Below are 23,805 nucleotides of genomic sequence, written 5' to 3'. Positions count from 1 at the left end.
AGTTGAGGACAGAGCAAAAACCGCTGCGCAGTTTCTTGGTCTGTCCCGCAAGGTCTCAATAGCTCTCGAAGCCGGCTTGGCGCAACAGCTCGGCGGTCTCGAACATCGGGAGGCCCATGATGCCCGAATGCGAGCCGCTGATGTGTTCGATGAAGGCCGCGGCTCGCCCCTGGATGCCGTAGGCGCCGGCCTTGCCCAGGGGCTCTCCGCTGGCGACATAGGCGGCGATTCGCGCCGGGCCGATGGCCGAGAAGCGGACATGCGAGACGTTCAGCGCCGCCAGCCGCCGATCGCCATGCTGCAGCGCGATCGCGGTCATCACGCGGTGGGTGCGCCCGGCCAGCGAGGCCAGCATGCGGGCGGCATCGGCGGCGTCCTCCGGCTTGCCGAGGATGGTGCGGCCGATCGCCACCGTCGTGTCGGCGCACAGGATCGGCGCCGCCGGCAGGCCGCGCGCCGCGCGCCGCCGCACGGCGGCATCGAGCTTCAGCGCCGTGACGCGCTGCACGTAGGCGGTCGGCGATTCGCCCGTCAGCACGGCTTCCAGCGACTCGGCATCCTCCTCGGCGCTGGCCAGCAGCAGTTCATGCCGCACGCCGAGCTGCCCGAGGAGCTGGGCGCGGCGCGGGCTTTGCGAGGCCAGGTAGATGAAGGGCGGATCAGCGCTCATTCGCGGTGGTACGGATGGCCGGCATTGACCGACCACGCGCGATACAGCTGCTCGACGAGCAGCACGCGCGCCATCGCATGCGGCAGGGTGAGGTCGGACAGCCGGATGCGCTCGTGCGCGGCCGCCTTGAAGGCCGGGTCGAGGCCGTCGGGGCCGCCGATCACCAGCGCCACGTCGTCGCCCTCGCCTTGCCAGGCCGAAAGCCGCGCCGCCAGGGCCTTGGTGGTGAGCGCCGTGCCGCGCTCGTCGAGCGCGACGATCCGCATGCCCTTGGCGATCGCGCCTTCGATGCGCTCGCGCTCCGCCGCATGGAGGGTTTCGAGCGTCTTGGAGCCGCGCGGCTCGGTCTTGACCGCGCGCAGTTCGAGCTTGAGTTCGGGCGGGAAGCGCTTGGCGTAGTCGTCCCAGGCGGTCTGCGCCCAGTCGGGCATGCGCTGCCCGACCGCGACCACCAGCAGCTTCATGACCTCGGCGAGGTCGTCTTGCGTGCGGCCTTCTTCGCTGCCGGCGCGGCCTTCTTGGGCGCCGCCTTCTTGGCCGGGGCCTTGTTGACCACCACGGTCTTCACGGGGGACTTGGCCGCGCTCGTCTTGCGGGCGGCGGTCTTCTTGGCGGCGGGCTTCTGTTTTTCCGCCTTGGCGGCCTGCTCGGCCGAGCGGATCGCGGTCTTGGCGGCGCTGGAGCGGCGCAGCGAGGTCGGCACCTTCTTGGCCGCAGGCGCCTTCTCCTCGGAGGCCTGGGCCACGGCCGGCTTGGCGGCGCCGAGCTTGGTGCGCACCGGCTTGTCGCCCCAGATCTCCTCGAGGTGGTAGTAGCGCCGGATGGCCGGCTGCATGATGTGGGCCACGGCCGCACCGCAGTCGACGATGATCCACTCGCCGTTCGCCTCGCCCTCGACCCGCGGCTTGTTGAAGCCGGCATCGCGCACCGCATCCCGCACGCTGGAGGCCAGCGCCTTGGTCTGGCGGTTGGAGGTGCCCGAGGCGACGATCACGCGCTCGAACAGCGGCGACAGATGTTCAGTGTCGAAAACCTGGATGTCCTGCGCCTTGACGTCCTCGAGCCCGTCGACGATGGCCCTCTGGAGTTTCTGGATGTCTTTTTTTGCGGCGGCTTCAGTGGTCATCAGGCGGGTCGGTAGAGGTGGTGTCTGTCAATATAGCGTGCAACCGCCGCCGGAACCAGACCATCGAGGTCCTCGCCACGCGCAGCGCGCGCCCGGATGTCGGTCGCGCTGGTGTCCATCGGCTGGATTTGGAGTTGCTCGAATCGCGCGCCGGACGGCAGGGATGCCAGGGTTGCTGGATCGAATGGGCCGGAGGAGCCCGTGGGCAGTGCGCGATCAGCTACCGAAATTATAGCGGTCGCGAGGATCGCCTCGTAACCGTGCCAGCGCGGCAGCGAGCGCGCCTGGTCGGCCCCAACGATCAGCACCAGCTGCACGCCGGGTTGCGCCTGCTGCAACTCGCGCAGGGTGTCGAGCGTGTAGGTCGGCCCGGGGCGCTCGATCTCGCGGGCGTCGACCACGGCGCCGGCGATGCCGTCGAAGGCCAGCCGCGCCATCGCGAGGCGGTCGGCGGCGGCGCTCAACGGGCGCGCCTTGTGCCAGGCCTGCCCGGTCGGGAAGATGCGCAGCTCGGCCAGGTCCAGCTGGGCCAGCGCCGAGCGCACCAGGGCCACGTGCGCGTTGTGCGGCGGGTCGAAGGCCCCGCCGAAGACACCGACGCGCCGCGGGGTCAGAGCCATTCGCGCCGCACGATGAAGTCGCTGTAGAGCGCCGCCTCGGGGCTGCCCGGCTCGGGCTGCTGGCGATAGGCCCAGCTGGCCAGCGGCGGCATCGACAGCAGGATCGACTCGGTGCGCCCGCCCGACTGCAGGCCGAAGTGCGTGCCGCGGTCCCAGACCAGGTTGAACTCGACATAGCGGCCGCGACGGTAGAGCTGAAAGGCGCGCTCGCGCTCGCCGTACGGTGTGTCGCGGCGCCGTTCGACGATCGGCAGGTAGGCCGGCAGGAAGGCATCGCCGACCGAGCGCAGCAGCGCAAAGCTCCGCTCGAAGTCCGGCTCGGCGAAGTCGTCGAAGAAGATCCCGCCGACGCCGCGCTGCTCCTGGCGATGCTTGAGCGTGAAGTAGTCGTCGCACCAGGCCTTGAAGCGCGGGTACTTGTCGTCGCCGAAGGGCGCCAGGGCATCGCGGCAGCTGCGGTGGAAATGCACCGCGTCCTCCTCGAAGCCGTAGCACGGCGTCAGGTCCATGCCGCCGCCGAACCAGCACACCGGCGCGGCATCGGCCGGCAGCGCGGCCAGCATGCGCACGTTCATGTGGACGATCGGCACGTACGGGTTGCGCGGATGGAAGACCAGCGACACGCCCATCGCCTCGAAAGGCGCGCCGGCCAGCTCGGGCCGGTGCTGGGTCGCCGAGGGCGGCAGCCGCGGCCCGCGCACCTGCGAGAAGCCGCAGCCGGCGCGCTCGAACAGTGCGCCGCCTTCGAGGATGCAGGTCAGGCCGCTGCCCTGCAGGGGCTCGCCGGGCGCCTTGTGCCACGGGTCGCGCACGCAATGCCCGCCGTCGGCCGCCTCGACCGCCTCGACGATGCGCTGCTGCAGGCCGCGCAGGTAGGCGGCCACCGCCTCGGGTCGGGTGTCCTCGGCGGCTGGCATCAGGCCTCGCGGCCGCGCGCGTGGACCGCGCGGTGCCCGATGTCCTTGCGGTACTGGGCGCCGTCGAACTGGATCCGCGCCGCGACCGCGTAGGCCCGCTGCTGCGCCAGCTTGACGCTGTCGGCCAGCACCGTGACGCAGAGCACGCGCCCGCCGCTGGTCGTGAGCTCGCCGCCGTCGAGCGTGGTGCCCGCATGGAACACCACGGCGTCCGGCGCCTCGGGCGGGATGCCCGTGATGCGGTCGCCCTTGCGCGGCGCCAGCGGATAGCCGTGCGCGGCCATCACGACGCCGAGGGCGACCCGGCGGTCCCACTCGAGCTCGACCTGGTCGAGCGTGCCGTCGGTGGCGTGCCAGAAGACCTCGAACAGGTCGGACTTGAGGCGCAGCATGATCGGCTGGGTCTCGGGGTCGCCCATGCGGCAGTTGAACTCGAGCGTCTTGGGATGGCCCTTGGCGTCGATCATGAGGCCGGCGTAGAGGAAGCCGGTGTAGGGAATGCCGTCCTTCTCCATGCCGCGGATGGTCGGCAGGATGATCTCGCGCATCGCCCGGGCGTGCACTTCGGCCGTCACCACCGGGGCCGGCGAATAGGCGCCCATGCCGCCGGTGTTCGGCCCTTCGTCGCCGTCGAGCAGGCGCTTGTGGTCCTGGCTGGTGGCCAGCGCCGTGACGTTCTTGCCGTCGCACAGCACGATGAAGCTGGCCTCCTCGCCCGTGAGGAACTCCTCGATGACGACGCGCGCCCCGCCCTCGTTGTGCGAGACGCCGAACTTGTTGTCGAGCAGCATGAAGTCGATCGCCTCGTGCGCCTCGGCGGCCGTCAGCGCCACCACCACGCCCTTGCCGGCGGCCAGGCCGTCGGCCTTGACCACGATCGGCGCGCCCTTGGCGTCGACGTAGGCATGGGCCGCTGCGGCGTCCGTGAAGGCCGCGTATTCGGCGGTCGGGATCGCGTGCCGCTTCATGAAGGCCTTCGAGAAGGCCTTCGAGCTTTCGAGCTGCGCCGCGGCCTGGGTCGGGCCGAAGATGCGCAGGCCGTGGGCGCGGAACTCGTCGACCACGCCGGCCGCCAGCGGCGCCTCGGGGCCGACCACGGTCAGGCCGATCTTTTCCTTCTGGGCCCAGGCCCGCAGGTCGGCCGGCGCCGTGATGTCCACGCATTCGTAGCGCGTATCGGAGCGCGTGCCGCCGTTGCCCGGCGCCACGTAGACCCGGCTGACCCGCACCGACTGCGCCAGCCGCCACGCCAGGGCGTGCTCGCGGCCGCCGCCTCCAATCACCAGTACCTTCATTCGCGGGCTTTCGTTTCGCCAGCCGTCATTCGGACAGCGCGGCGTTGTGATAGACATCCTGCACGTCGTCCAGGTCTTCCAGGACGTCGAGCAGCTTCTGCATGCGGGCGGCTTCCTCGCCGGCGAGCTCGATGGTGTTCTCGGCCCGCATCGTGACCTCGGCCACCTCGGGCTTCAGGCCGGCGGCCTCGAGCGCGTTCTTGACGGCCTCGAAGTCGGCGACCGCGGTCAGCACCTCGATGGCGCCGTCGTCGTCGCTCAGCACGTCCTCGGCGCCGGCCTCGAGCGCGACTTCCATCACCTTGTCTTCGCTGGTGCCGGGCCCGAACACGAGTTGGCCGCAATGCTTGAACTGGAACGCCACCGAGCCTTCGGTGCCCATATTGCCGCCATGCTTGGAAAAGGCATGGCGCACCTCGGCGACGGTGCGCACGCGGTTGTCGGTCATGGTGTCGACGATGATCGCGGCGCCGCCGATGCCATAGCCCTCGTAGCGGATTTCCTCGTAGTTCACGCCTTCGAGGTTGCCGGTGGCCTTGTCGATGTTGCGCTTGATCGTGTCGATCGGCAGGTTGACCGCCTTGGCTTTCTCGACCGCCAGCCGCAGCCGCGGATTGCCGCCCAGGTCGCCGCCGCCGGTGCGCGCGGCGACCATGATTTCACGGATGGCGCGGGTCCAGAGCTTGCCGCGCTTTTCGTCCTGACGGCCCTTCCGGTGCTGAATGTTCGCCCATTTGCTGTGTCCGGCCATGGCTCTCTCTCTCGCAATCTTGTGTTTTCAAACCAGGCAGCGAGTTTACTGTCCGGCGGACGCAACTGCCGGGGGCGTCCGACAGGAGCGCCAGTGCCTTTTGGGGATAATCCGAGCCTGATGCGCGTCTGCGCGACCCACTTTTTCCCAGTCTTCCAGCCCACGCGCATGAACAATCCCCCGCCGACCGCCGCTCCCGGCTCGCCCGACCCCGCGCCATGCGACGTTCTCATCATCGGCGGCGGCCCGGCCGGCGCCACCGCTGCCGCCCTGCTGGCGCGCCAGGGCCGCAGCGTCGTGATGCTCGAGAAAGCGCACCATCCGCGCTTCCACATCGGTGAATCCCTGCTGCCGGCCAACGTGGCGCTGTTCGACAAGCTCGGCCTGCGCGACGAGCTCGAGCGCATCGGCATGCCCAAGTGGGGCGTCGAGTTCGTCTCGCCGGACCACGACCACATCACCCGGCTCGAGTTCTCCGAGGCCTGGGACAAGACCATGCCCTACGCCTGGCAGGTGCGGCGCTCCGAGATGGACGAGATCCTGTTCCGCCATGCCGCCGCCCAAGGCGCCCAGGCCGTCGAGGGCTGCCGCGTGCGCGAGGTCGCCTTCGACGCCGACGGCGCCGATGTGCAGGCGGTGCTGGACGACGGCGCGCCGCGCCGCTGGCGCGCGCGTTTCGTCATCGACGCCTCGGGCCGCGACACCTTCCTGTCGAACAAGCTCAAGGCCAAGCAGAAGAACCCGAAGCACAACAGCTCGGCGCTGTTCGGCCACTTCACGAACGCCGAGCGGGCGCCGGGCAAGCTCGAGGGCAACATCACGATCTTCTGGTTCCAGCACGGCTGGTTCTGGTACATCCCGCTGGCCGACGGCAGCACCAGCGTGGGCGCGGTCTGCTGGCCCTACTACCTGAAGTCGCGCAAGAAGCCGCTGAAGGATTTCTTCGCCGACACCATCGCCATGTGCGAGCCGCTGACGCAGCGCCTGAAAGACGCCGCGCTGGTCGACGACGCGGTCTACGCCACCGGCAACTACTCCTACACGAGCACCCATTGCAGCGGCGAGCGCTACCTGATGCTGGGCGATGCCTATGCCTTCATCGATCCGGTGTTCTCCTCCGGCGTCTACCTGGCGATGCACAGCGCCTTCGTCGGCGCCGAGGTGGTCGCCACGGCGCTCGACCAGCCGGCCCGGGCGGCGGCCGAACGGCGGCGCTTCGAGGCGGAAATGCGCAAGGGCCCGCGGGAGTTCTCGTGGTTCATCTTCCGGGTCACGAATCCGACCATGCGCGAGTTCTTCATGTATCCATCGAACCCCCTGCGCGTCAAGGAGGCGCTGATGTCGCTGCTGGCCGGCGACATCTATGGCAAGACGCCCATTTGGCGTTCGCTGCGCGTCCTGAAGACGATCTACTTCGCGGTCTGCGCCGGCCATCCGCGCCGGACCTGGGCCGCCTGGCAGCGCCGGCGGCGCAACATCCGCGATCTCGGGCCGCTCGCCGGCGAAAACATCGTCGAGGCCCAGTGACCGCACGACTCCCCCTGACCACGCCGCCCCTGCGCGTGCAGCGCCTCAGCCTGGCGCAGGGCCTGGCCCTCGCCGCCGACAGCCCTTCGCTGTTCGGCGCCCTGGGCTACGGCACGCCCGACGGGCTCGCCTGGATGCCGACCGTGAACGCCCGCGTGCTGACCGGCGGCCTCCCGATGGCCGATGTCTGGCATGCCAGCGAACACATCGAGTCCGGCACCACCGGCACGGTGCGCTGGCGCTGCGACGGCCACTGGATGCTGGGCGCCATCGACCTCGACGAGAGCGTCGAGCGCAGCGGCGTCGCCGCCCTGGCCGAGCGCGCCTACCGCGATCTCTTCGCCGCGCTGGAAGCCACCGGCTGCGGCCATCTGCTGCGGATCTGGAACTACCTGCCGCAGATCAACGGCGACGGCGGCGGGCTGGAGCGCTACCGGCAGTTCAATGCCGGACGGCAGCAGGCCTTCGTCGACGCCGGCCAGGCCGCCTTCGACGGCGCCCCGGCGGCCTGCGCGCTGGGCATCCACCAGGGCGCGCTGAGCATCCGCTTCCTGGCCGGCCGCACCGCCCCGCTGGCGGTCGAGAACCCGCGCCAGGTCTCCGCCTACCGCTACCCGCCGGCCTACGGGCCGCGCGCGCCGACCTTCTCGCGCGCGGCGCTGGCCGAGATCGGCGGCGGCGACGTCGCGCTCTTCATCTCGGGCACGGCCAGCATCGTCGGCCACGAGACCGTGCACGTGGGCGAGTTGCTGCCGCAGGTCGAGGAGACGCTGCGCAACCTCGCCGCCGTGATCGCGGCCGCCAACGCGCGCACCAGCGCCGTCTTCGATCTTTCGGCACTCGACTGCGTGGTCTACGTGCGCCATGCCGCCGATGCGCCTCGGGTGCGGCAGGCGCTCGAGGCCGCACTGGGCCCGGCGGCGCACACGGTGAGCCATGCGGTCTACCTCGAAGCCGACATCTGCCGCCAGGACCTGCTGGTGGAGATCGAGGCCCATGCGGTGGCCAGCGGCGCCCTGCGCCCCTGATGGGTCGAGGCCTTCGATGAACCGGCTGCTTCGTCTGGGACTGTCGATCCCGTTCGCGCTGCCGCTGTACGCGCTGCTGGTGCTGCTCGGCGCCATCTCGCTGCCATGGAACATCGCGGCGATGCTGCTCTATCCGGTGCTGCCGGTGGCCACCGGGCGCGCGCTCGGCCGCCGCGCCATCGCGTTCGCCTACCGCTTCTTCTGGGCTGCCGCGTCGCTCAGCGGCATGATGCGCATCGACGCCGACTGCCTCGACGCCCTGCGCGAGGAGCGCGGGCTGATCTTCGTGGCCAACCATCCGACCATGCTCGACGCGCTGCTGCTGGTGGCCCGCCTGCCGCGCAGCGCCTGCATCATGAAGGCCGACCTGATGCGCAACATCTTCCTGGGCGCGGGCGCCCGGCTGGCGCGCTACATCCGCAACGACTCGGCGCGCACGATGGTGCGGCTGGCGGTCGACGACCTGCGCAACGGCGGCCAGCTGGTGATCTTCCCCGAGGGCACGCGCACCGTGACGCCGCCGCTCAACACGTTCAGGCCGGGCGTCACGCTGATCGCCAAGCTCGCCCAGGCGCCGATCCAGACCGTCTTCATCGACACCGATTCGCCCTACCTGGGCAAGGGCTGGCCCTTGTGGCGGGTGCCGCCGCTGCCGATCGTGTTCCGCCTGAGCCTGGGCCAGCGTTTCGCGCCCTCGCAGGACAGCAACGCGCTGCTGCAGCAGATCGAACTCTATTACCGCCAATCCATGGAACAGCGCGCCCCCGACGCGCAGCCCGCATGCCAGACGTCTCGCGCACCCACCTTGTCCTGATCCCGAGCTACAACACAGGAGAACGCCTGTTCTCGACCGTCAAGGCGGCACGCGCGCAATGGAACCCGGTGTGGGTGGTGGTCGACGGCAGCACCGACGGCACCGGCGAGCGGCTGCAGCGCATGGCCGCGGAAGACCCCGGGCTGCGCGTGCGGGTGCTGCCGCACAACCAGGGCAAGGGGGCCGCCGTGCTGCATGGCCTGCGCGAGGCGCAGCAGGCCGGCTTCACCCACGCACTGACCATGGACTCCGACGGCCAGCATCCGGCGGACCTGATCCCGGCGTTCATGGCGGCCTCGCAGGCCCGGCCCGAGACGATGGTGCTCGGGCGTCCGGTCTTCGATGCCAGCGCCCCGCTGCTGCGTGTGCGCGGGCGCCGGGTGTCGAACGGATGGACGCAGCTGGAGACCCTGTTCGCGGGCGTGGGCGATTCGCTCTACGGCTTTCGCGTCTACCCGGTGGCGGACCTGATCGCGGTCATGGCGCGGCAGCCCTGGATGCGCCGCTTCGACTTCGACACCGAAGCGGTGGTCCGGCTGGCCTGGCGCGGCGTCAAACCGGTCAACATCGATGCGCCGGTGAAGTACCTCACGGCGGAGGAAGGCGGCGTGTCGCACTTCCGCTATGGGCGCGACAACCTGCTGCTGACCTGGATGCACACGCGGCTGATGGTGGAGTTCGTGCTGCGGCTGCCGGGGTTGGTGGTTCGCAAGCTGCGGGGGGTGGCGCCGTTTCAGGCTTGAGCTTGCTTGCGCGGCGAGACGCGGCGCCTAGATCATCCCGCCATTGATCGAGATCACCTGCCCCGTGATGTAGGCGGCCTCGTCGCTCGCCAGGAAGCCGGCCAGCGCAGCCACCTCGTCCGGCGTCCCGGCCCGCTTCGCGGGCACCATCTGGTTGATCATCGCCGCGTCGAACACGCCGTCGGCCATCGGCGACGCGATGATCCCGGGCGCGATCGCATTGACGGTCACGCCACGCGCCGCCACTTCGAGCGACAAGGCCTTGGTCGCGCTGTTGAGCGCGCCCTTGGCCGCCGCATAGTTGACCTGTCCGCGGTTGCCGGTGAGCGAGGCGACCGAAGAGATGTTGAGGATGCGGCCCCAGCGGGTGCGCAGCATCGGCAGCAGCAGCGGCTGCGTGACGCGGAAGAAGCCGTTGAGCGAGACGTCGATCACCTTGTGCCACTGCTCGGGCCGCATGCCCGGCAGGACGGCGTCATCGTGCACGCCGGCATTGTTGACGATGACCTGCACCGGCCCGCCCTCGAGCAGGCGCAGGCAGGCCGCCTGCGCGGCGTCGTCGCTGCGCAGGTCGAAGACCACGCATTCGGCCTTGCCGCCGGCGGCGGTGATGGTGGCGGCCAGTTGCGCCACCGACTCCGGGCGCGAATTGGCGTGCAGCAGCACGGTGGCGCCGTTGCGCGCCAGCCGCTGGGCGATGGCGGCGCCCAGGGCGCCGCTGGCGCCGGTGATCAGGGCACGTTTTCCGATGAGGCTCATGCGTTGTTTTCCATGGCAAGCGGGGTGTTCAGGACGACGACCGCCCGGCCTTCGGCCAGCGGCCGGCCGGCGGCATCCTTGACGGTGAACTGGTAGAGGACCTGGCTCTGGTCGCCCGTGAGTCGCTGGGCATGCACCTGCAGTTCGCCGGCGATGTCGTCGATCCGCGCCACACTCAGGCGCACATTGCGCGCACTGGCCAGGAATCCGGCCGAGGGCTGGCTGCCCGGCGCCGCCAGCAGGCCGCCGTGCAGCGCCATGGCCTGCGCCGCGTACTCGATCAGGTTCGGCGAGAGCAGGCCGGAGGCGGTGCGCAGCGGGTTGTCCGGATGCGCATGGCTGGCCGTCGTGCAGTGGATGGATTCGGCGTCCCAGGCGGCGAGCCGGTCGAGCAGGCACATGCTGCCGCTGTGCGGGATGCGCCGCGCGATGCCGGCGCGGTCGAGGGTCTGGGGGGCGGTCATCCGGCTTCCTTGATATCGGCCACGAGCAGCACGTTGGCGAAGGGCGTGCCCGCGCTCATCGGGATGCTGTGGACTTTGAATCCGAGCCGCTCCAGCAGCCGCATCCAGTCATCGAGCGGCCGGCCCCAGGTCGGCGACACGCGGTGGCCGCGGATCCGGGTCACGGTGCGGTCGACCCACTGGCTGATCGCGAAACCGCGCCGGCTGGCGGCATCGCCGACCCGCAGCAGCAAACGTCCCCCGGGCTGCAGGGCGTCGCGCACGCGGCGCAGCACGCCCTCCTGGGCCTCGAGATCGACGTAGTGCAGCACGTCGAGGATCACGACCAGGTCGCTGGGCGGCAGCACGGCCCGGCACATGTCGGCGCAGACGAACTCCGGCGCCGGCTGCAGGTGGCCGATCGACGCCTGGGCCCGGGCCACGTCCTTCGGCATCAGCTCGATGCCGGTGTAGCGGATCGCGGCCGGCGCTGCGCTCCAGGCGGCGGGCCACGCACCCGGTCGCGACTGCATCGTGCCGAGGGCCGACAGCAGGCTCGCGAACAGGCCCTGCCCGCAGCCGATGTCGACCACCCGGCGGTGGTGCGCACCGATCAGGCCGCGCTCGACCAGGCCGCGAAAGACCGGGTCGCGGCCCAGCTTGCCGCGCGCGAAATGCCAGGCGAACTGGCCGGCCTTGCGGTACGGCGCGGTCGCGTGCTCGTGGATCTGACGCCAGGCGGCGTCGGTGGAAACCGGGTTCATCGTTCAGCCAGGGCCTCGGGCAGGGTCACGGCGCGCAGGCCGTCGGATCGGATTCTGGCCAGCAGCGGAGGCAGCACCTCCAGCACCACCGCGTGGCCGCTCGGGGTGCGCGCGGCATGGCCGTCGTGCAGCAGCAATATGTCGCCGGCCTTCAGGCCCTGCACGAGCCGCGCCAGCACGGTCGCGGGATCGCCCTCGCGGGTGTCGAAGCCGCGCCGGGTCCAGCTCACCAGCGACAGGCCCAGCCGGTGCAGCACCGGGGCCAGGAAAGGATTGCGCAAGCCGGCCGGGGCCCGGAAGCAGCGCGCCCGCTCGCCCGTGACCTCGAACAGCAGGGCCTGGGCACGCGCGATCTCGGCCTCGAAGCCGCGCGGCCCCAGCAGCGAGAAGTCGTGGCGGTGCCTGGCCGTGTGGTTCTGGATGCTGTGGCCGCGGGCGATGATCTCGCGCGCCAACGCCGGATGCGCGGCCACGCGCTCCGCGATGCAGAAGAAGGTGGCGCGTTGCCCGTGGGCGTCCAGCAAGTCGAGCACCTGGGGCGTGACCTCCGGGTCGGGCCCGTCGTCGATCGTGAGCGCGACCTCGCGGCGCGCCGCGGCGGCCGCCGGCAGCCGCGTCATGTTCGGGCCCAGCAGGCTGCTGCGCGGCGTCAGCCCGGCGGCGGTGATCAGCGCATGGTTCAACACCAGCGCGGCGATGGCCCAGGGCAGCGCACCGGGCACCGTGAACGCGGCGCCGAAGGCGAGCAGGTGCCAGCCGACGCTGGCGCGCACCAGGGGCGGCCACGACCAGCGGGTCGGGGAAGGAGGAACAGGAACGACGGCAGCCATGGGGCTTGATTTTCCCATCAGCGCGGGCCGCGGCCGGCAAGAGCCGCGGTGCGCGCGAACGCCGCCGACAACAGCAGTGCCAGCAAGGCGCCGGGCGCGACCACGCGGCCGATCGAGGACAGCGCCGGAATGTCGGAGATCGCGATCAGCCCGAACGACACCACGGTCGTCAGGTTGGCCAGCATCAGCGAGGCCAGGGTGTCCTCGTCGGCCCGTCCGGTCTCGCGCAGCTGGTCGAAGAACAGCGCGTAGTTCGACCCCACCGCCACGATCAGCAGCAGCCCGACCAGGTGCAGGATGCCGAGCGGCACGTGCAGGGCCGCCATGCCGCCGAGCGTCAGCACCACGGCGACCACCAGCGGCAGGCAGACCGCCAGCAGGCGGCGCCCCGAGCGCAGCCAGGCGGCCAGCAGCACCACCACCGCGAGCGCGCCCAGCATCACCTGGACGAAAGCTTCGCGCAGGTAGCGCTTGTAGAGCCCCGACAGCTCGTCGCCGACGTTGACCACCTGTACGTCGGGCAGGCCGTCGAGCGCGGCCGCCAGCCGGGCGGGGTCGAAGCCGGCGCCCGGGTGCAGCGAGATCAGGGTCGACCAGCCGCCGGCGGCGCGCTCGAACATCAGCGCCCCGACCAGCGCATCGAGCGGCGTGCCCACCAGGTCGGCGCGCCGGATCATCGGCAACGCCCGGGCCGCCTGAACGTCGGCGATGAAGGGTTCCAGGCGCGCGGCCGGCAGCGGCAGACCCTGCGTCGCTTCCGCCAACCGGCTGCGCAGGGTCGCCGCGTCCGGCAGGCTGGCGATGCGCGCCGCCTGCGCGGCCTCGCTCGGCAGCACGCGGGTGACGGTCTCGAAGCCCGACAGTTCGCCCTTGTCGACCAGCGCCTCGAGCCGCTGGCCAGCCGCCTCGGTGCTGCGCAGCGTGGCCTGCATGTCGTGGCCGTGGACCACGACCAGGGTGCCGCCGTCGCTGGCGCCGATGTCGGCGCGCAGTTCGGCGTCGAGCGCCTGCATCGCCTTCGGCACCGGGCTCATCGCCCCCAGGTCGGCGCGCCAGAGGTAGCCGCCCTGCCACAGCACCAGCGCCAGCGCCGCCACGCCGAGGCCGGAGAGCAGCCAGCGCAGGCGCGGCAGCCCGCGCACCAGGAAGCCGGCCAGCTGGGCCATCTGGCGCCGCATGCCCATCCCGGTGGCGCCATCGGGCGCCAGCACCGGCAGCACGAAGCGCGCGACCAGCGCCGCCGCGACCAGGCCGGCGATCGAGAACACGCCGAGCTGCGCCAGCCCCGGAAAGCCCGAGAACACCAGCGCCGCGAATCCGCAGACCGAAGTCAGCAGCCCGAGCCGCACCGTGGGCCAATGGATGTCGCGCCAGCGCTGCCAGCCGGTGCCGGCAATGGCGGCGCCGCGGGCCTGGATCAGGTAGTAGATCGCGTAGTCGACGGTTTCGCCGATCAGCGTGCTGCCGAAGCCCATCGTCAGGCCGTGCACTTCGCCGAAGACCAGGCTCACCGCCGCCGTGCCGCCGACCACGCCGGTGGCGACCGGCAGCAGCGCGATCACCAGCGCCCGCGGCGAGGCGAAGGCGAGCAGCAGCAAGGCGCCCATGACGATGCCGCCCACCAGCGCCAGGTGGATCGCCTCGCCCTTGATCTGGTCGCGGCTCTGGACCGAGAACACGGGCGCGCCCGTCATCTCGAGCTTCGGGCCGGCGCCGGCCAGCCCGCGCGTGGCCTCGTCGAAGGCGCCCTGCACCCGCGCGATCGCCTGGGCGATGGCGTCGAGGTCGCTGCCGGCGGCATGGGTGGTGGCGAGGATCAGCGCCCGCGGCGCGCTGCGCGACACCCAGACGCCCTCCTCGCTGCGCGGCGAGCTGGCGGGAATCAGGCCTTCGGCGATGCGCTGGGTCTCGCCGGTGGGATCGCGCTCGAGCAGCGGCTTGAGCGCGTTGCCCGCCGGCGTGCCGAGCATCGACAGGCTGTCGAGGATCGCGTCGCGCAGGCCGGCGGCGCCGAAGCGCTCGGGGGTCAGCCCGGCCGCCAGCAGGTAGCGGTGGTCGAAGACCCAGGTGCCGGTGTCCTTCCAGTCGCTGGTGTCGCCGTTCTGGACCAGGTCGAACAGCCGGCTGTCGCGCATCGCCCGGGCGACCGTGCGCGACACCGCGGCGCGTTGCGCCGCGTCCTGGCCGCCTTCGATGCCGATGAAGATGGTGCGCGAGGCGATGCCGCTCTGCAGCTGCTCGATCAGGATCTGCTGCCGCGCATCGGGGCTGGCCGGCAGGAAGGCCGAGAGGTCGGCGCTGAAATGGGTGCGCGCGATCAGCGTGGCACCCGCCAGCAGCGCCAGCAGCCAGAGGCCCAGGGTCAACGCCACGCGGCGGCGACCAGGGGCGGCAGCGGCGCGGGTCACGGGGTGGCGCGCGCCGGGGCCGCGGAAGGGGCCGCAGGAACGCCCGCCGTGCCGGCGCCGCGTTCGGGCGTGATGGCCATCACCGAGCGGTCGCCGCCGATGAACTCCATGTCGACGCCCAGCACCTCGCCGCCGCGTCCGCTCAGGCGCATCGAACGCACCTGGGCCGCCAGCCGCGGGTCGATCGGCTCCAGGTCCAGGTGCCAGCCGGCGGCCGAGCCCGAGAGCGTGCTGCGGAAGTAGCGCTGCAGGCTCTGGCCGTTGCCGCTCAGCGTGCCGCGCATGGCCTCGACCATGCCGAGCAGCTCGGGCATGCTGTCCAGGGCCAGCGTGCGCGTGCGGCCACCGCGCGACAGGGTCAGCGTGTTGCCCTCGACGCTCATCGTCTCCTGGCGCGGCGACAGCGTGCGGCGGATCAGGCGGTCGGGGGCGGTGAAGCTCAGCACGCCGCTCGCGTCCAGCGGGCCTTCCAGGCCCCGCACGAAGCGCTGCTCCGTGAAGCGGGCCTCGCCGCTCTTCTGCTGCGCCAGCAGGCCCATCAGCTCGGGCAGGTCGAAGGCCCAGGCCGACGAGGCGAACAGCCCGGACAGCGCCAGCGCGGCCAGCGCCCTGCCCCAGCGTTCAATGCGGATCTTCGAGCCAGAAATCATGAAAGTTGAACCAGTTGTACGGATAGGCGCGACACAGCGCCTCGAGCCGGGCCACGTAGGCTTCGAGCGCCGCACGGATGCGCCGTTCCCGCTCGGGGCCGCTCGCGCGCTCGCTGAAATCGGCCAGCGGCTCGAACAGCACATCGTAGCGGGCGCCGCCCACGTAGAGGCCGGCCATGAAGAAGACCTTGCGCCGCAGCAAGGCGGCGAGCCGGAACGGCCCGTCGTTGAACAATGCCGGCTGGCCGAGGAAAGGCAGTTCGATGCTGCTGCCGCGCTGCTGTCCGGCCTCCTCGGGCCCGGCCAGGGTGCGGTCGGCCAGCAAGCCGGCCAGGCCGCCGGAATCGAGCCAGTCGCGCAGGTCCAGCATCGAATGCGGGCGCCCGAGCGCGATCATGTGCGGCCGCAGCTCGGGCAGGCTGATGGCGTTCAGCACCGCGTTGATCTGCTGCGCGTTGTCGGGGTACATGACCATCGCGGGCCGCAGGTCGGCCGGCGCGCCGGCGCGGTGCTTGCACGCGCCCAGCGCCTCGAAGCTGCCGACATGGGCGCCGAGCATGAAGGCGCCGCGGCCGGCATTGACCTCGACCTCGACCGGCGCGTTGCCGAAGACCCGGATGTCGAACAGGTCCATGCGCCCGCGCAGGAAATAGAGCCGGTCGAGCACGGTGGAGGCGAAGGCGTGCAGCAGGCGATAGCCGTCGGCCCAGCCGGCCTTCGGACCGACGGCGCGGAACAGGTAGCGCTTGATGTGGCGCCGCTGGGTCGGCGAGAACAGCAGGAAGTAGAGCGAGATCGGATGCAGGATCAGCCGCGTCAACGGCCGCCCGCAGAGGATCGCGATCGCGCAGATGACGCGCAGCGCGAGCATGTTGCTGCGCTCGGGCGCGCGCGACCACTCGGCCTGGCGCGACTTCGCATCGCCCGGCTCGGGCGGCGTTGCGCTCACTGGCTGACCTCCGTGCTGCGCACAGCGGCGCGAGCCCCCTTCGGGGCGGCCGGGCGGGGGCTCATGCGACTGCGCCAGGCACCCAGCGTCCGCTGACCGCCACCACCGCGCCGCTGCGGACCTCGAAGCGCAGGCCCCGGGCGGCGCCGGGCTCGGGCACCAGGTCGATCACCAGCGTGCTGCCCGGGCGCACCGGCGCCAGGAACTTGGCCGCGGCCAGCGTCGGCTCGGCGCCGAGGCGCGCCGCCAGCGCGGGCACGCCATGCACCGCTTCCAGCACCTCGGCCAGCAGCAGGGCACCGGGCATCAGCGGCTGGCCGGGAAAGTGGCCGGCGAAGGCCGGGTGGTCCGCAGGCACCTCGCGCGTGACCTGCACCGGCGTGCCGTCGGCCGCCAGCTGGGCCAGCGCGAACTCGCGCAGCGAGCGCGCCGTCAGCTTGCCCGTGCCCTCGCGCGGGAAGGCCGCCACATGCACCACGCGGCGCGGCACGAAGACTGCCTCGACGCGCTCGCGCAGCGCGGCGATGATGGCCGCGGCATCGAGTGCGGGCGCGACCACGAAGGCCACCGGCCGCACCACGCCGTCCGCGACGTCGTCCGGCAGCCAGAAAGCGCCGTCGACCACGCCCGGGATGCTGTTGAGATGATGGTTCAGGTAGCCCAGCGAGCTGCGCCGCCCGGCCACGTGGATCAGGTCGTTGGCCCGGCCGAGCAGCCGGAAGCGCCGGTCGTCGACCAGTTCCAGGATGTCGGCCATCGGCGTCGGCTCGGGAATGAAGTCGCCCGAGAAGATGAAGCGCTCGGCGCCCGCCGCGTCATGCTCGGCCTGGACCCGGATCTCGCCGAAGGTTTCCCAGACCTCGCTCCGGGTCGGCCGGCGGGTTGCGACCTGGCCCGACTCGGTGCTGCCGTAGATCTCGATCAGCGCCCCGCCCATCGCCTGCTCGGCTTGGGCCGCGAGCTGGGGCGACAGCGGGGCCGTGGCCGACAGGATCAGGTCCACCGGCGGCAGCGCGATGCCGGACAGCAGCAGCGTCTTGAGGTGGAACGGCGTCGTCACCAGCGCCCGTGGCTGCGGCACCGAGGCCAGCGCCTCGGCCACATCGGCGGGAAAGAAGGGCCGCCCGCTGTCGAAGGCCGCGCCGCCCAGCAGCGCGAGCAGCACCGAGGACTCGATGCCGTAGCTGTGCTGGACCGGCACGGTGGCGACCAGCGTCAGCCCGGCCAGCGAGGGCCGCCCGAGCAGGCCGGCCAGCCGGCCGACCGCGGCCTGGACATCGCCGACCAGGGTGCCCCAGGTCTTGGCATGCGGCTGCGGTGCGCCGGTGGAACCCGAGGTCAGCAGGCTCACGGCGTGCATCCCGGCAGCGAAGGACGGCAACGGCGGCTCGGGGCCGTCGACCGGCGGGGCACGGTCGTCGACCCGCACCTGCGGCAGGCCGGGCGTGGCCAGCGCCGGGTCGTCGATCACCGCGTAGGCGGGGTCGCCGATTTCATGCAGCCGCGCCAGCGTGTCGGGGCGCGCATCGGGGGGCAGCAGGCTGGCTTCGCCGCGCACCAGGGCTGCGGCCAGCGCGACCGCGAAGGCGTAGCGGTCGACGCACAGGTTGACCACCGGGCCACCGGGCAGCAGCGCCGGCGCGAAGCGCTCGACGTCGGCCAGGAACTCGCGCGCGCTCACCGGGATGCCGGCGCGCCAGGCCAGGGGTTGGTCGAGGTCGCGTGGCGCCAGCAGCGGCAGGAAAGTGTCGGGACTCAAGGGATTCGCCAGGTTCAGCGCCGCACGGTGGGGTCCGCCGGCGCACCGTAGAAGGCGCGCACCGCGTCGATCAGGCGGGTGCGCTCGAATTCGGGATGCAGCCGGTAGCGCATCAGGTGTTCGCCGACGAACAGGCCGGCCACCAGCAGCGGCGTCAGCAGGTTGGCCAGCACCGACCAGGCGGCGAATGACAGGCTCGCGTAGACCGCGATCGACGCCACCACCATCAAGGCGAAGTACAGCGTCCAGACCCGCGTGACCTGGGCGGTGTAGATGCGCATGGCCGGCGACAGCGGATGCACGCGCTGGGCGAACTGGCCGATCAGCGACAGCCGGTCGCCCCGCAGCGTGCCGCCGAACCAGCCGCAGAGCAAGGCGTTGATGCCTGCATGCTGCAGCACGTAGAGCCGGTTCGGGTCACCGGCCTCGCCCAGCAGCACCAGCGCGAAGCCCGCCACCCCGGCCAGGCCGGCCAGCGCCAGCCCCCAGCGGCCGAAGCGGCTGCCTGCGAGACCGAGCGCGGTGAGCCACAGCGGCCCCAGCAGGACCACCACGGCCCAGGGTTCGGCCGCGTGGTAGAGCATCATCCAGTGCGACACGCAGGCATAGCTCACCCCCGCCAGCAGCAGGAGCGCCATGCGCCAACGGGACATGGATCAGGAGGTGCCGCGGTGCGCCGCGACATGCGCGGCCAGGCTGCGCAAGGATTCGAAGATCTGCTGGTTGCGCTCGTCGTCCGAGCGCAGCTGGAAGCCGTACTTGCGCGACACCTCCAGCGCCACTTCCAGGATGTCGATCGAATCGAGCCCGAGCCCTTCGCCATACAGCGGCGCGGTCGGCACGATGTCGGCCGGCGCGACTTCCAGGTTGAGCGACTCGACCAGGAGGACCGCCAATTCATTCTCGAGGGGTGACTGTTCGGAGGCGTCGCCAGCGGCGGGAACGGGGGATTGGGCAGTCGATGACAAAGGAGAACTCCGGGTCTTGGGGAATTGTCGCAAAGGGATACGCGAAGACACCCGCGGTGACACCGCAGGAAGCTTCGCATGGGGTCGCGATTATAGGAGGCCGGCTTCGCTAGACTGGGCCCCTTCGAAAGACCGGAACACCCCATGGCCGCCCCACTCCTCATTGCCCGCCACGGCAGCATCGAATGCACCCTGCTCCCGGCGCTGGCCAACCGCCACGGCCTGATCACCGGCGCCACCGGCACCGGCAAGACCGTCACGCTCCAGACCATCGCCGAACAGCTCTCTTCGATCGGGGTGCCGGTGTTCATGGCCGACGTCAAGGGCGACCTCACCGGCGCCAGCCAGGCGGGCAGCATCGGCGGGAAGATGGCGGGCATCCTCAAGGAGCGCGGCCTCGACCTGCCGACGCCCTTGGCCTGCCCGGTCACGCTGTGGGACGTCTTCGGCGAGCAGGGCCACCCGGTGCGGGCCACGGTGTCCGACATGGGGCCGTTGCTGCTGGGCCGGATGCTCAACCTGAACGAAACGCAGTCGGGCGTGCTGAACCTGGTGTTCAAGATCGCCGACGACAACGGCCTGCTGCTGCTCGACCTGAAAGACCTGCGGGCCATGCTGCAGCACGTCGGCGAGAACGCCAGCCAGTTCACGACCGAGTACGGCAACATCAGCGCGGCCAGCGTCGGCGCGATCCAGCGCGGATTGCTGGCGATCGAGACCCAGGGCGGCGACAAGTTCTTCGGCGAGCCGATGCTCAACATCGCCGATTTCATGCAGTCGGTGGACGGCAAGGGGGTGATCAACATCCTGGCGGCCGACAAGCTCATGAACTCGCCGCGCCTCTACGCCACCTTCCTGCTGTGGATGCTGTCGGAGCTGTTCGAGCAATTGCCCGAGATCGGCGATCCCGAGCAGCCCAAGCTGGTGTTCTTCTTCGACGAGGCCCACCTGCTCTTCAACGAGGCCCCCAAGGCGCTGGTCGAGCGCATCGAACTGGTGGTGCGGCTGGTGCGCTCCAAGGGCGTGGGCGTTTTCTTCGTCACCCAGAACCCGCTGGACATCCCGGATTCGGTGCTGGCGCAGCTCGGCAACCGCGTTCAGCATGCGCTGCGGGCCTTCACGCCGCGCGACCAGAAGGCGGTCAAGGCGACCGCCACCACCATGCGCCAGAAGCCGGGGCTGGACATCGAGGCGGCGATCACCGAACTCGCGGTCGGCGAGGCGCTGGTGAGCTTCCTCGACGACAAGGGGCGCCCGAGCGTCACCGAGCGCGTCTTCGTGCTGCCGCCGGGCAGCCAGATCGGTCCCATCACGCCGGGCCAGCGGCAGGCCTTGATCGCCAATTCGCTGGTGGCGGGCGTCTACGAGAAAGCAGTCGATCGCGAGTCGGCCTACGAGAAGCTCAAAGGCCGCGCCGCGAGCGCCCCCGATGCGCCCGCCGCCGGCAAGGCCGGCGCGCCGGCGGCGCCGGAGGCCGGCGGTGTCATGGGCAGCCTCAACGAACTCCTGTTCGGCTCCACCGGGCCGCGCGGCGGCAAGCACGACGGCCTGGCGCAGACCATGGCGAAGTCGGCCGTGCGGACCATGGGCACGACGGTGGGGCGCGAGATCCTGCGAGGGGTGCTGGGCGGGATCTTCGGGTCGAAGAGCCGGCGCTGAAACGCCGCCGGGCGCCATTCCGGCCACGTTGACCCAGATCAAATCCACACCGGCCAAAAGGCGCTATCACATGCGACGGCTCTGCGCGCCTGCCTATTGATAATTCAGAAAATTCCCGCCCGATATTTTAATAATTCCTTCGAATTGAAATTCTATGATTGGCAGCAATTGCCAATTCGAGCAATTCGAGGGATGAAATGATGGCTTGAATGCCTCATTTCATTGGAATTATTGATATTTCGGAGGACAAGTGAATTATTCACTGACAGGCGACGACTCGTTCGCCAAAAAACTCAAACGTTTTGCCCTGATCGCGAGCATCACGGGGATGCTGGCGGCTTGCGGTGGTGGCAGCGACGGCACGGGCGTGCCTGCGGTATCCGTCAAGGAGCCCGACGTGGTTTCGCCCAAGGACCCGGCCCAACCCGTCGTCACGCCGGCGGCCGACACCGCCACCCTGACAGGCCAGGTCACCAACAACCAGACCAACGCGCCGGTCGCCGATGCCGAGGTGCGCAGCGGCGACCGCCGCGCGACCACCGACGCCGACGGCCGCTTCACGCTGGGCGAGGTGGCCCAGGCCGCGCGCACCGTGGTCGAGGTCACGGCGGCCGGTTTCTCCGCCGGCTTTCGCACCACGGCGCTCGGCGCCGATGGCGCGGTCGTGAATGTGCGCCTGCAGCCGGTGGACGTGACGCAGACCGTCGACGCGGCCAGCGACAGCGTGGTCACGATCCCCGGTTCGCCGGGCCGCCTCTCGCTCACGGCCAACAGCCTGGTGAAGCCCGACGGGAGCCCGGCCAGCGGCAGCATCGAGGTCTCGCTGACCGCCATCCAGCCCGCGCTGGACGTCAACGCGATGCCCGGCGACTACCGAGTGGCCTCCCCCGGTGGCCCGAGCGGCATCATGGAGAGCTTCGGCGCCATGGCGATCGACCTGCGCGACGCCGACGGCAACAAGCTGAACCTGGGCGCCGGCCAGACGGCGGTGCTGCGCATCCCCTTGTCGACGCGCCACCCCAGCCCGGCAGCGACCATTCCGCTGTTCTATTTCGACGAAGTCACAGGCTACTGGCGCGAAGAAGGCTCGGCCACGCTGGCCGGCTCCGCGAACGCTCAATACTACGAAGGCACGGTCAGCCACTTCAGCTACTGGAATGCGGACCAGTTGATGAACACGGTCCAGGTCAATGGCTGCCTGAGGGACGAGTCCGGCAGCAAGCTCGCCAATGCGCGCGTCTTCAGCGACGGGATCGACTACTCCGGCTCGTCCTGGGCGATGTCCGACGCCAACGGCCAGTTCAGCCTGCCGATCAAGCGCGCGGGCAGAGCGATCATCAGCGCCCAGACGGGCCGACTGTTCTCCAACAGCCTCACGGCAGGGCCTTCCGAGACCGACTTCGGCCTTTCAGGCGACTGCCTGACCTTGACGACGGACACCCAGGCGATCTCCATCAAGCTCACCTGGGGCGAAAGGCCCAGGGATGCGGATTCGCACCTGTATGCGCCCGATGGCAGCCACGTGTACTTCGCCAACGACGGCTCGCTCGTGAACCCGCCCTACGCCAACCTGGACGTGGACGACACCGGCAGCTTCGGCCCCGAGGTGGTGACGATCCGCAAGCTCATGGTCGGCACCTACACCTACGGCGTCAACAACTACAGCGGCCCCGCCGGCAGCATGACGACTTCCCCGATCCGGGTCGAGTTGAGCCAGGGCAGTTCCATTTCCAGCTACTCGCCGGGCGCTGGCGAGACCGGCAACACCTGGTTCTGGACCGCGTTCACCCTGACCGTCAGCGACAACTGCAGCGTGGCGGTGACCCCCGTCAACACCTGGAGCCGATCTGCACCGAGCCTCCCGGCGTCGGTGCCGGCGCGCTATTGCACGGCGCCCTGAGCCACACGGCCGCCCCAAGGCCTTGACGCCCCGGCTCACCAGCGCAGCAGCCGGGGCCCGATCAGGGCGCCGGCCACCACCGGCAGCGCGATGCCCGCCACGTACCAGACCGCGATGTACGGCGCCGCCAGTTCCGGGCAATGGAGGGCGTAAACCATCGCCCCGGCGCCACCGGCCAGCGCGCCGGCCGCCGCCCCCGCCAGCGCCGGCCGGGTCGGCGCCAGGCCCTTGAGGGCCCACAGCAGGGCCGCGAACACCGGCAGCGACACGACGGCGATGTCGATCGCGCAGCTTCGCCAGGTGTGGCCCATCACCAGCGCCGCACGCTCTTCGACCGGCGCCGAGAGCAGCGCCACCAGGGCCAGCAGCCAGATCAACAGCACCGGGGCCGCCAGCCCCAGCCAGGCGCCGCGCACCTGCACGCCCGGACGCGCCAGCCGCTGCACCACCACGAAGCCCGCCAGCGCGACGCCGGCACCGAACAGCAGGCGGACCCAGAACATCGGCCAGAACATGGCCTCGATCAGGTCGCGCCGCAGGCCATAGGCCAGCAGCATCCAGGCCGCGGAGACCGGCAGCGCGATCGCCAGCGCCACCCCCAGCCGGCGCGACACCGCGCGCCGGCGCACCGGGGCGGGGTCGGCCGCCAGCAGGGCAACCAGCTGGTCGGTTCTCATCGGCCCCCCCTGATCTTCTGCGCCAGCGCCTTCAGGCCGCGATGGACGCCCACCTTGACCGCCGATTCCGACATCCCGGTCAGGCGCGCGGTTTCGGCGACCGACAGCCCTTCGAGCCGGGTGTGGACGATCGGCAGCCGATGGCGGTCCGGCAGCGTCGCCAGCAGGCCCGCCAGGTCGCGCCGCGCATCGCTGGCCTCGGTGGCCGACTCGGCGAACACGGCAAGCTCGTCGTCCAGCGGCTCGTGCAGCGCCTCGCGCCCGGCCCGGGCCCGCAGCAGGTCGATCATCTTGTAGCGCGCGATCGCATGCACCCAGGCGGTGAGGGGCTGATCGGGCTGGTAGGTGTGGCGCTGGTTGTGCATGGCGAGAAGGCATTCCTGGACCAGGTCCTCGACATCGTCGGGCCAACCGAACAGGCGCCGGCCCAGGAAGGCGCGAAGGTGCGAGGCAAGCTGCTCCAGGAAGCTGCGATAGGCGGCCGCGTCGCCATCGAGCCCGCGCACGAACAAGCCGTGCAGCCGCAGCTCCGCTTCGCTCTTCGCCAT

25 protein-coding genes are annotated in these 23,805 nt (G+C 70.9%); 6 read left to right on the top strand and 19 right to left on the bottom strand.

Annotated elements, in window-relative coordinates; all coding sequences use genetic code 11:
- Window positions 1-55: 55 nt before the first annotated feature.
- Genes QTI33_RS03600 through QTI33_RS03570 form a run of 7 tightly spaced genes read right to left on the bottom strand, consistent with a single transcriptional unit; the run spans window position 56 to window position 5,379 of the window.
- Window positions 56-670 (bottom strand): Maf family protein, encoded by a 615-nt coding sequence (locus tag QTI33_RS03600; protein ID WP_286504383.1) that lies wholly within the window; start codon window positions 668-670, stop codon window positions 56-58.
- Window positions 667-1,134, bottom strand: a complete 468-nt coding sequence (gene rlmH, locus QTI33_RS03595) for a 23S rRNA (pseudouridine(1915)-N(3))-methyltransferase RlmH (RefSeq protein ID WP_286504382.1) — start codon at window positions 1,132-1,134, stop codon at window positions 667-669. Before rlmH ends, QTI33_RS03600 begins: the two co-directional genes overlap by 4 nt.
- Window positions 1,131-1,796: a ribosome silencing factor gene (gene rsfS / locus QTI33_RS03590; RefSeq protein WP_286504381.1), complete on the bottom strand. Its 666-nt coding sequence runs from the start codon at window positions 1,794-1,796 to the stop codon at window positions 1,131-1,133. Before rsfS ends, rlmH begins: the two co-directional genes overlap by 4 nt.
- Window positions 1,796-2,416, bottom strand: a complete 621-nt coding sequence (gene nadD / locus QTI33_RS03585; protein ID WP_286504380.1) for a nicotinate (nicotinamide) nucleotide adenylyltransferase — start codon at window positions 2,414-2,416, stop codon at window positions 1,796-1,798. Before nadD ends, rsfS begins: the two co-directional genes overlap by 1 nt.
- Entirely contained in the window at window positions 2,407-3,333 is a 927-nt protein-coding gene (hemF, locus tag QTI33_RS03580; protein ID WP_286504379.1) for an oxygen-dependent coproporphyrinogen oxidase, read from the bottom strand. The genes nadD and hemF overlap by 10 nt, the downstream gene beginning before the upstream one ends.
- Entirely contained in the window at window positions 3,333-4,628 is a 1,296-nt protein-coding gene (purD, locus tag QTI33_RS03575; protein ID WP_286504378.1) for a phosphoribosylamine--glycine ligase, read from the bottom strand. Before purD ends, hemF begins: the two co-directional genes overlap by 1 nt.
- Window positions 4,629-4,653: 25 nt before the next feature.
- Window positions 4,654-5,379 (bottom strand): YebC/PmpR family DNA-binding transcriptional regulator, encoded by a 726-nt coding sequence (locus tag QTI33_RS03570; protein WP_286504377.1) that lies wholly within the window; start codon window positions 5,377-5,379, stop codon window positions 4,654-4,656.
- A gap of 168 nt (window positions 5,380-5,547) precedes the next feature.
- Between QTI33_RS03570 and QTI33_RS03565 the strand changes: the two genes are divergently transcribed.
- From QTI33_RS03565 to QTI33_RS03550, 4 genes are read left to right on the top strand one after another with little or no spacing between them, the layout of a single operon-like run.
- Window positions 5,548-6,906 carry an NAD(P)/FAD-dependent oxidoreductase gene (locus tag QTI33_RS03565; RefSeq protein ID WP_286504376.1) on the top strand — a complete coding sequence of 453 codons (1,359 nt, stop codon included), beginning with the start codon at window positions 5,548-5,550 and terminating at the stop codon, window positions 6,904-6,906.
- Window positions 6,903-7,934, top strand: coding sequence for a chorismate transformation FkbO/Hyg5 family protein (locus QTI33_RS03560; protein WP_286504375.1), 1,032 nt, complete (start codon window positions 6,903-6,905; stop codon window positions 7,932-7,934). The genes QTI33_RS03565 and QTI33_RS03560 overlap by 4 nt, the downstream gene beginning before the upstream one ends.
- Before the next feature lie 16 nt (window positions 7,935-7,950).
- The gene (locus QTI33_RS03555; RefSeq protein WP_286504374.1) at window positions 7,951-8,748 is read left to right on the top strand and encodes a lysophospholipid acyltransferase family protein; all 798 of its coding nucleotides are present in this window, start codon (window positions 7,951-7,953) and stop codon (window positions 8,746-8,748) included.
- On the top strand, window positions 8,715-9,491 hold the full coding sequence (locus QTI33_RS03550) for a glycosyltransferase family 2 protein (protein ID WP_286504373.1): 777 nt from the start codon (window positions 8,715-8,717) through the stop codon (window positions 9,489-9,491). The genes QTI33_RS03555 and QTI33_RS03550 overlap by 34 nt, the downstream gene beginning before the upstream one ends.
- Window positions 9,492-9,518: 27 nt before the next feature.
- On the opposite strand, the gene fabG is transcribed toward QTI33_RS03550, so the two are convergent.
- The 10 genes from fabG to QTI33_RS03500 all read right to left on the bottom strand — a co-directional run bounded on the left by fabG (window position 9,519) and on the right by QTI33_RS03500 (window position 19,021).
- Window positions 9,519-10,250, bottom strand: coding sequence for a 3-oxoacyl-ACP reductase FabG (gene fabG, locus QTI33_RS03545; RefSeq protein WP_286504372.1), 732 nt, complete (start codon window positions 10,248-10,250; stop codon window positions 9,519-9,521).
- Window positions 10,247-10,714: a hotdog family protein gene (locus QTI33_RS03540; protein ID WP_286504371.1), complete on the bottom strand. Its 468-nt coding sequence runs from the start codon at window positions 10,712-10,714 to the stop codon at window positions 10,247-10,249. Before QTI33_RS03540 ends, fabG begins: the two co-directional genes overlap by 4 nt.
- Window positions 10,711-11,457: a class I SAM-dependent methyltransferase gene (locus QTI33_RS03535; RefSeq protein WP_286504370.1), complete on the bottom strand. Its 747-nt coding sequence runs from the start codon at window positions 11,455-11,457 to the stop codon at window positions 10,711-10,713. Before QTI33_RS03535 ends, QTI33_RS03540 begins: the two co-directional genes overlap by 4 nt.
- On the bottom strand, window positions 11,454-12,305 hold the full coding sequence (locus QTI33_RS03530) for a polysaccharide deacetylase family protein (RefSeq protein WP_444814799.1): 852 nt from the start codon (window positions 12,303-12,305) through the stop codon (window positions 11,454-11,456). The genes QTI33_RS03535 and QTI33_RS03530 overlap by 4 nt, the downstream gene beginning before the upstream one ends.
- Window positions 12,305-14,659, bottom strand: a complete 2,355-nt coding sequence (locus QTI33_RS03525) for an MMPL family transporter (protein WP_286504368.1) — start codon at window positions 14,657-14,659, stop codon at window positions 12,305-12,307. The genes QTI33_RS03530 and QTI33_RS03525 overlap by 1 nt, the downstream gene beginning before the upstream one ends.
- 32 nt (window positions 14,660-14,691) lie before the next feature.
- Window positions 14,692-15,345 carry a LolA-related protein gene (locus QTI33_RS03520; RefSeq protein WP_286504367.1) on the bottom strand — a complete coding sequence of 218 codons (654 nt, stop codon included), beginning with the start codon at window positions 15,343-15,345 and terminating at the stop codon, window positions 14,692-14,694.
- Window positions 15,317-16,294: a lysophospholipid acyltransferase family protein gene (locus QTI33_RS03515; protein WP_444814798.1), complete on the bottom strand. Its 978-nt coding sequence runs from the start codon at window positions 16,292-16,294 to the stop codon at window positions 15,317-15,319. Before QTI33_RS03515 ends, QTI33_RS03520 begins: the two co-directional genes overlap by 29 nt.
- A gap of 61 nt (window positions 16,295-16,355) precedes the next feature.
- On the bottom strand, window positions 16,356-18,053 hold the full coding sequence (locus QTI33_RS03510) for an AMP-binding protein (RefSeq protein WP_286504366.1): 1,698 nt from the start codon (window positions 18,051-18,053) through the stop codon (window positions 16,356-16,358).
- Between the two features lie 14 nt (window positions 18,054-18,067).
- Entirely contained in the window at window positions 18,068-18,706 is a 639-nt protein-coding gene (locus QTI33_RS03505; RefSeq protein ID WP_286504365.1) for a COG4648 family protein, read from the bottom strand.
- Window positions 18,707-18,709: 3 nt separating this feature from the next.
- On the bottom strand, window positions 18,710-19,021 hold the full coding sequence (locus tag QTI33_RS03500; RefSeq protein WP_286504364.1) for a phosphopantetheine-binding protein: 312 nt from the start codon (window positions 19,019-19,021) through the stop codon (window positions 18,710-18,712).
- A gap of 144 nt (window positions 19,022-19,165) precedes the next feature.
- On the opposite strand from QTI33_RS03500, the gene QTI33_RS03495 reads away from it, so the two are divergent.
- Together QTI33_RS03495 and QTI33_RS03490 are read left to right on the top strand one after the other, a co-directional pair.
- Window positions 19,166-20,680, top strand: a complete 1,515-nt coding sequence (locus QTI33_RS03495) for a helicase HerA-like domain-containing protein (protein ID WP_286504363.1) — start codon at window positions 19,166-19,168, stop codon at window positions 20,678-20,680.
- Window positions 20,681-20,930: 250 nt separating this feature from the next.
- Entirely contained in the window at window positions 20,931-22,580 is a 1,650-nt protein-coding gene (locus tag QTI33_RS03490; protein WP_286504362.1) for a DUF2135 domain-containing protein, read from the top strand.
- A gap of 35 nt (window positions 22,581-22,615) precedes the next feature.
- On the opposite strand, the gene QTI33_RS03485 is transcribed toward QTI33_RS03490, so the two are convergent.
- Together QTI33_RS03485 and QTI33_RS03480 are read right to left on the bottom strand one after the other, a co-directional pair.
- Window positions 22,616-23,257: an NrsF family protein gene (locus tag QTI33_RS03485; RefSeq protein ID WP_286504361.1), complete on the bottom strand. Its 642-nt coding sequence runs from the start codon at window positions 23,255-23,257 to the stop codon at window positions 22,616-22,618.
- Complete coding sequence (locus QTI33_RS03480) at window positions 23,254-23,805, bottom strand: sigma-70 family RNA polymerase sigma factor (protein WP_286504360.1); 552 nt, start codon at window positions 23,803-23,805, stop codon at window positions 23,254-23,256. Before QTI33_RS03480 ends, QTI33_RS03485 begins: the two co-directional genes overlap by 4 nt.

The sequence above is a fragment of the Variovorax davisae genome, from assembly GCF_030316845.1.
Lineage (GTDB): Bacteria > Pseudomonadota > Gammaproteobacteria > Burkholderiales > Burkholderiaceae_C > Variovorax > Variovorax davisae.
This window is presented reverse-complemented; position numbering and strand designations above follow the sequence as displayed.

What these genes read in the sequence shown, in the direction of transcription:
- QTI33_RS03600 (WP_286504383.1), bottom strand. Translation starts at nt 670, where the DNA reads ATGAGCGCTGATCCGCCCTTCATCTACCTGGCCTCGCAAAGCCCGCGC.
- rlmH (WP_286504382.1), bottom strand. Translation starts at nt 1,134, where the DNA reads ATGAAGCTGCTGGTGGTCGCGGTCGGGCAGCGCATGCCCGACTGGGCG.
- rsfS (WP_286504381.1), bottom strand. Translation starts at nt 1,796, where the DNA reads ATGACCACTGAAGCCGCCGCAAAAAAAGACATCCAGAAACTCCAGAGG.
- nadD (WP_286504380.1), bottom strand. Translation starts at nt 2,416, where the DNA reads ATGGCTCTGACCCCGCGGCGCGTCGGTGTCTTCGGCGGGGCCTTCGAC.
- hemF (WP_286504379.1), bottom strand. Translation starts at nt 3,333, where the DNA reads ATGCCAGCCGCCGAGGACACCCGACCCGAGGCGGTGGCCGCCTACCTG.
- purD (WP_286504378.1), bottom strand. Translation starts at nt 4,628, where the DNA reads ATGAAGGTACTGGTGATTGGAGGCGGCGGCCGCGAGCACGCCCTGGCG.
- QTI33_RS03570 (WP_286504377.1), bottom strand. Translation starts at nt 5,379, where the DNA reads ATGGCCGGACACAGCAAATGGGCGAACATTCAGCACCGGAAGGGCCGT.
- QTI33_RS03565 (WP_286504376.1), top strand. Translation starts at nt 5,548, where the DNA reads ATGAACAATCCCCCGCCGACCGCCGCTCCCGGCTCGCCCGACCCCGCG.
- QTI33_RS03555 (WP_286504374.1), top strand. Translation starts at nt 7,951, where the DNA reads ATGAACCGGCTGCTTCGTCTGGGACTGTCGATCCCGTTCGCGCTGCCG.
- QTI33_RS03550 (WP_286504373.1), top strand. Translation starts at nt 8,715, where the DNA reads ATGCCAGACGTCTCGCGCACCCACCTTGTCCTGATCCCGAGCTACAAC.
- fabG (WP_286504372.1), bottom strand. Translation starts at nt 10,250, where the DNA reads ATGAGCCTCATCGGAAAACGTGCCCTGATCACCGGCGCCAGCGGCGCC.
- QTI33_RS03540 (WP_286504371.1), bottom strand. Translation starts at nt 10,714, where the DNA reads ATGACCGCCCCCCAGACCCTCGACCGCGCCGGCATCGCGCGGCGCATC.
- QTI33_RS03535 (WP_286504370.1), bottom strand. Translation starts at nt 11,457, where the DNA reads ATGAACCCGGTTTCCACCGACGCCGCCTGGCGTCAGATCCACGAGCAC.
- QTI33_RS03530 (WP_444814799.1), bottom strand. Translation starts at nt 12,305, where the DNA reads ATGGGAAAATCAAGCCCCATGGCTGCCGTCGTTCCTGTTCCTCCTTCC.
- QTI33_RS03520 (WP_286504367.1), bottom strand. Translation starts at nt 15,345, where the DNA reads ATGATTTCTGGCTCGAAGATCCGCATTGAACGCTGGGGCAGGGCGCTG.
- QTI33_RS03505 (WP_286504365.1), bottom strand. Translation starts at nt 18,706, where the DNA reads ATGTCCCGTTGGCGCATGGCGCTCCTGCTGCTGGCGGGGGTGAGCTAT.
- QTI33_RS03495 (WP_286504363.1), top strand. Translation starts at nt 19,166, where the DNA reads ATGGCCGCCCCACTCCTCATTGCCCGCCACGGCAGCATCGAATGCACC.
- QTI33_RS03485 (WP_286504361.1), bottom strand. Translation starts at nt 23,257, where the DNA reads ATGAGAACCGACCAGCTGGTTGCCCTGCTGGCGGCCGACCCCGCCCCG.
- QTI33_RS03480 (WP_286504360.1), bottom strand. Translation starts at nt 23,805, where the DNA reads ATGGCGAAGAGCGAAGCGGAGCTGCGGCTGCACGGCTTGTTCGTGCGC.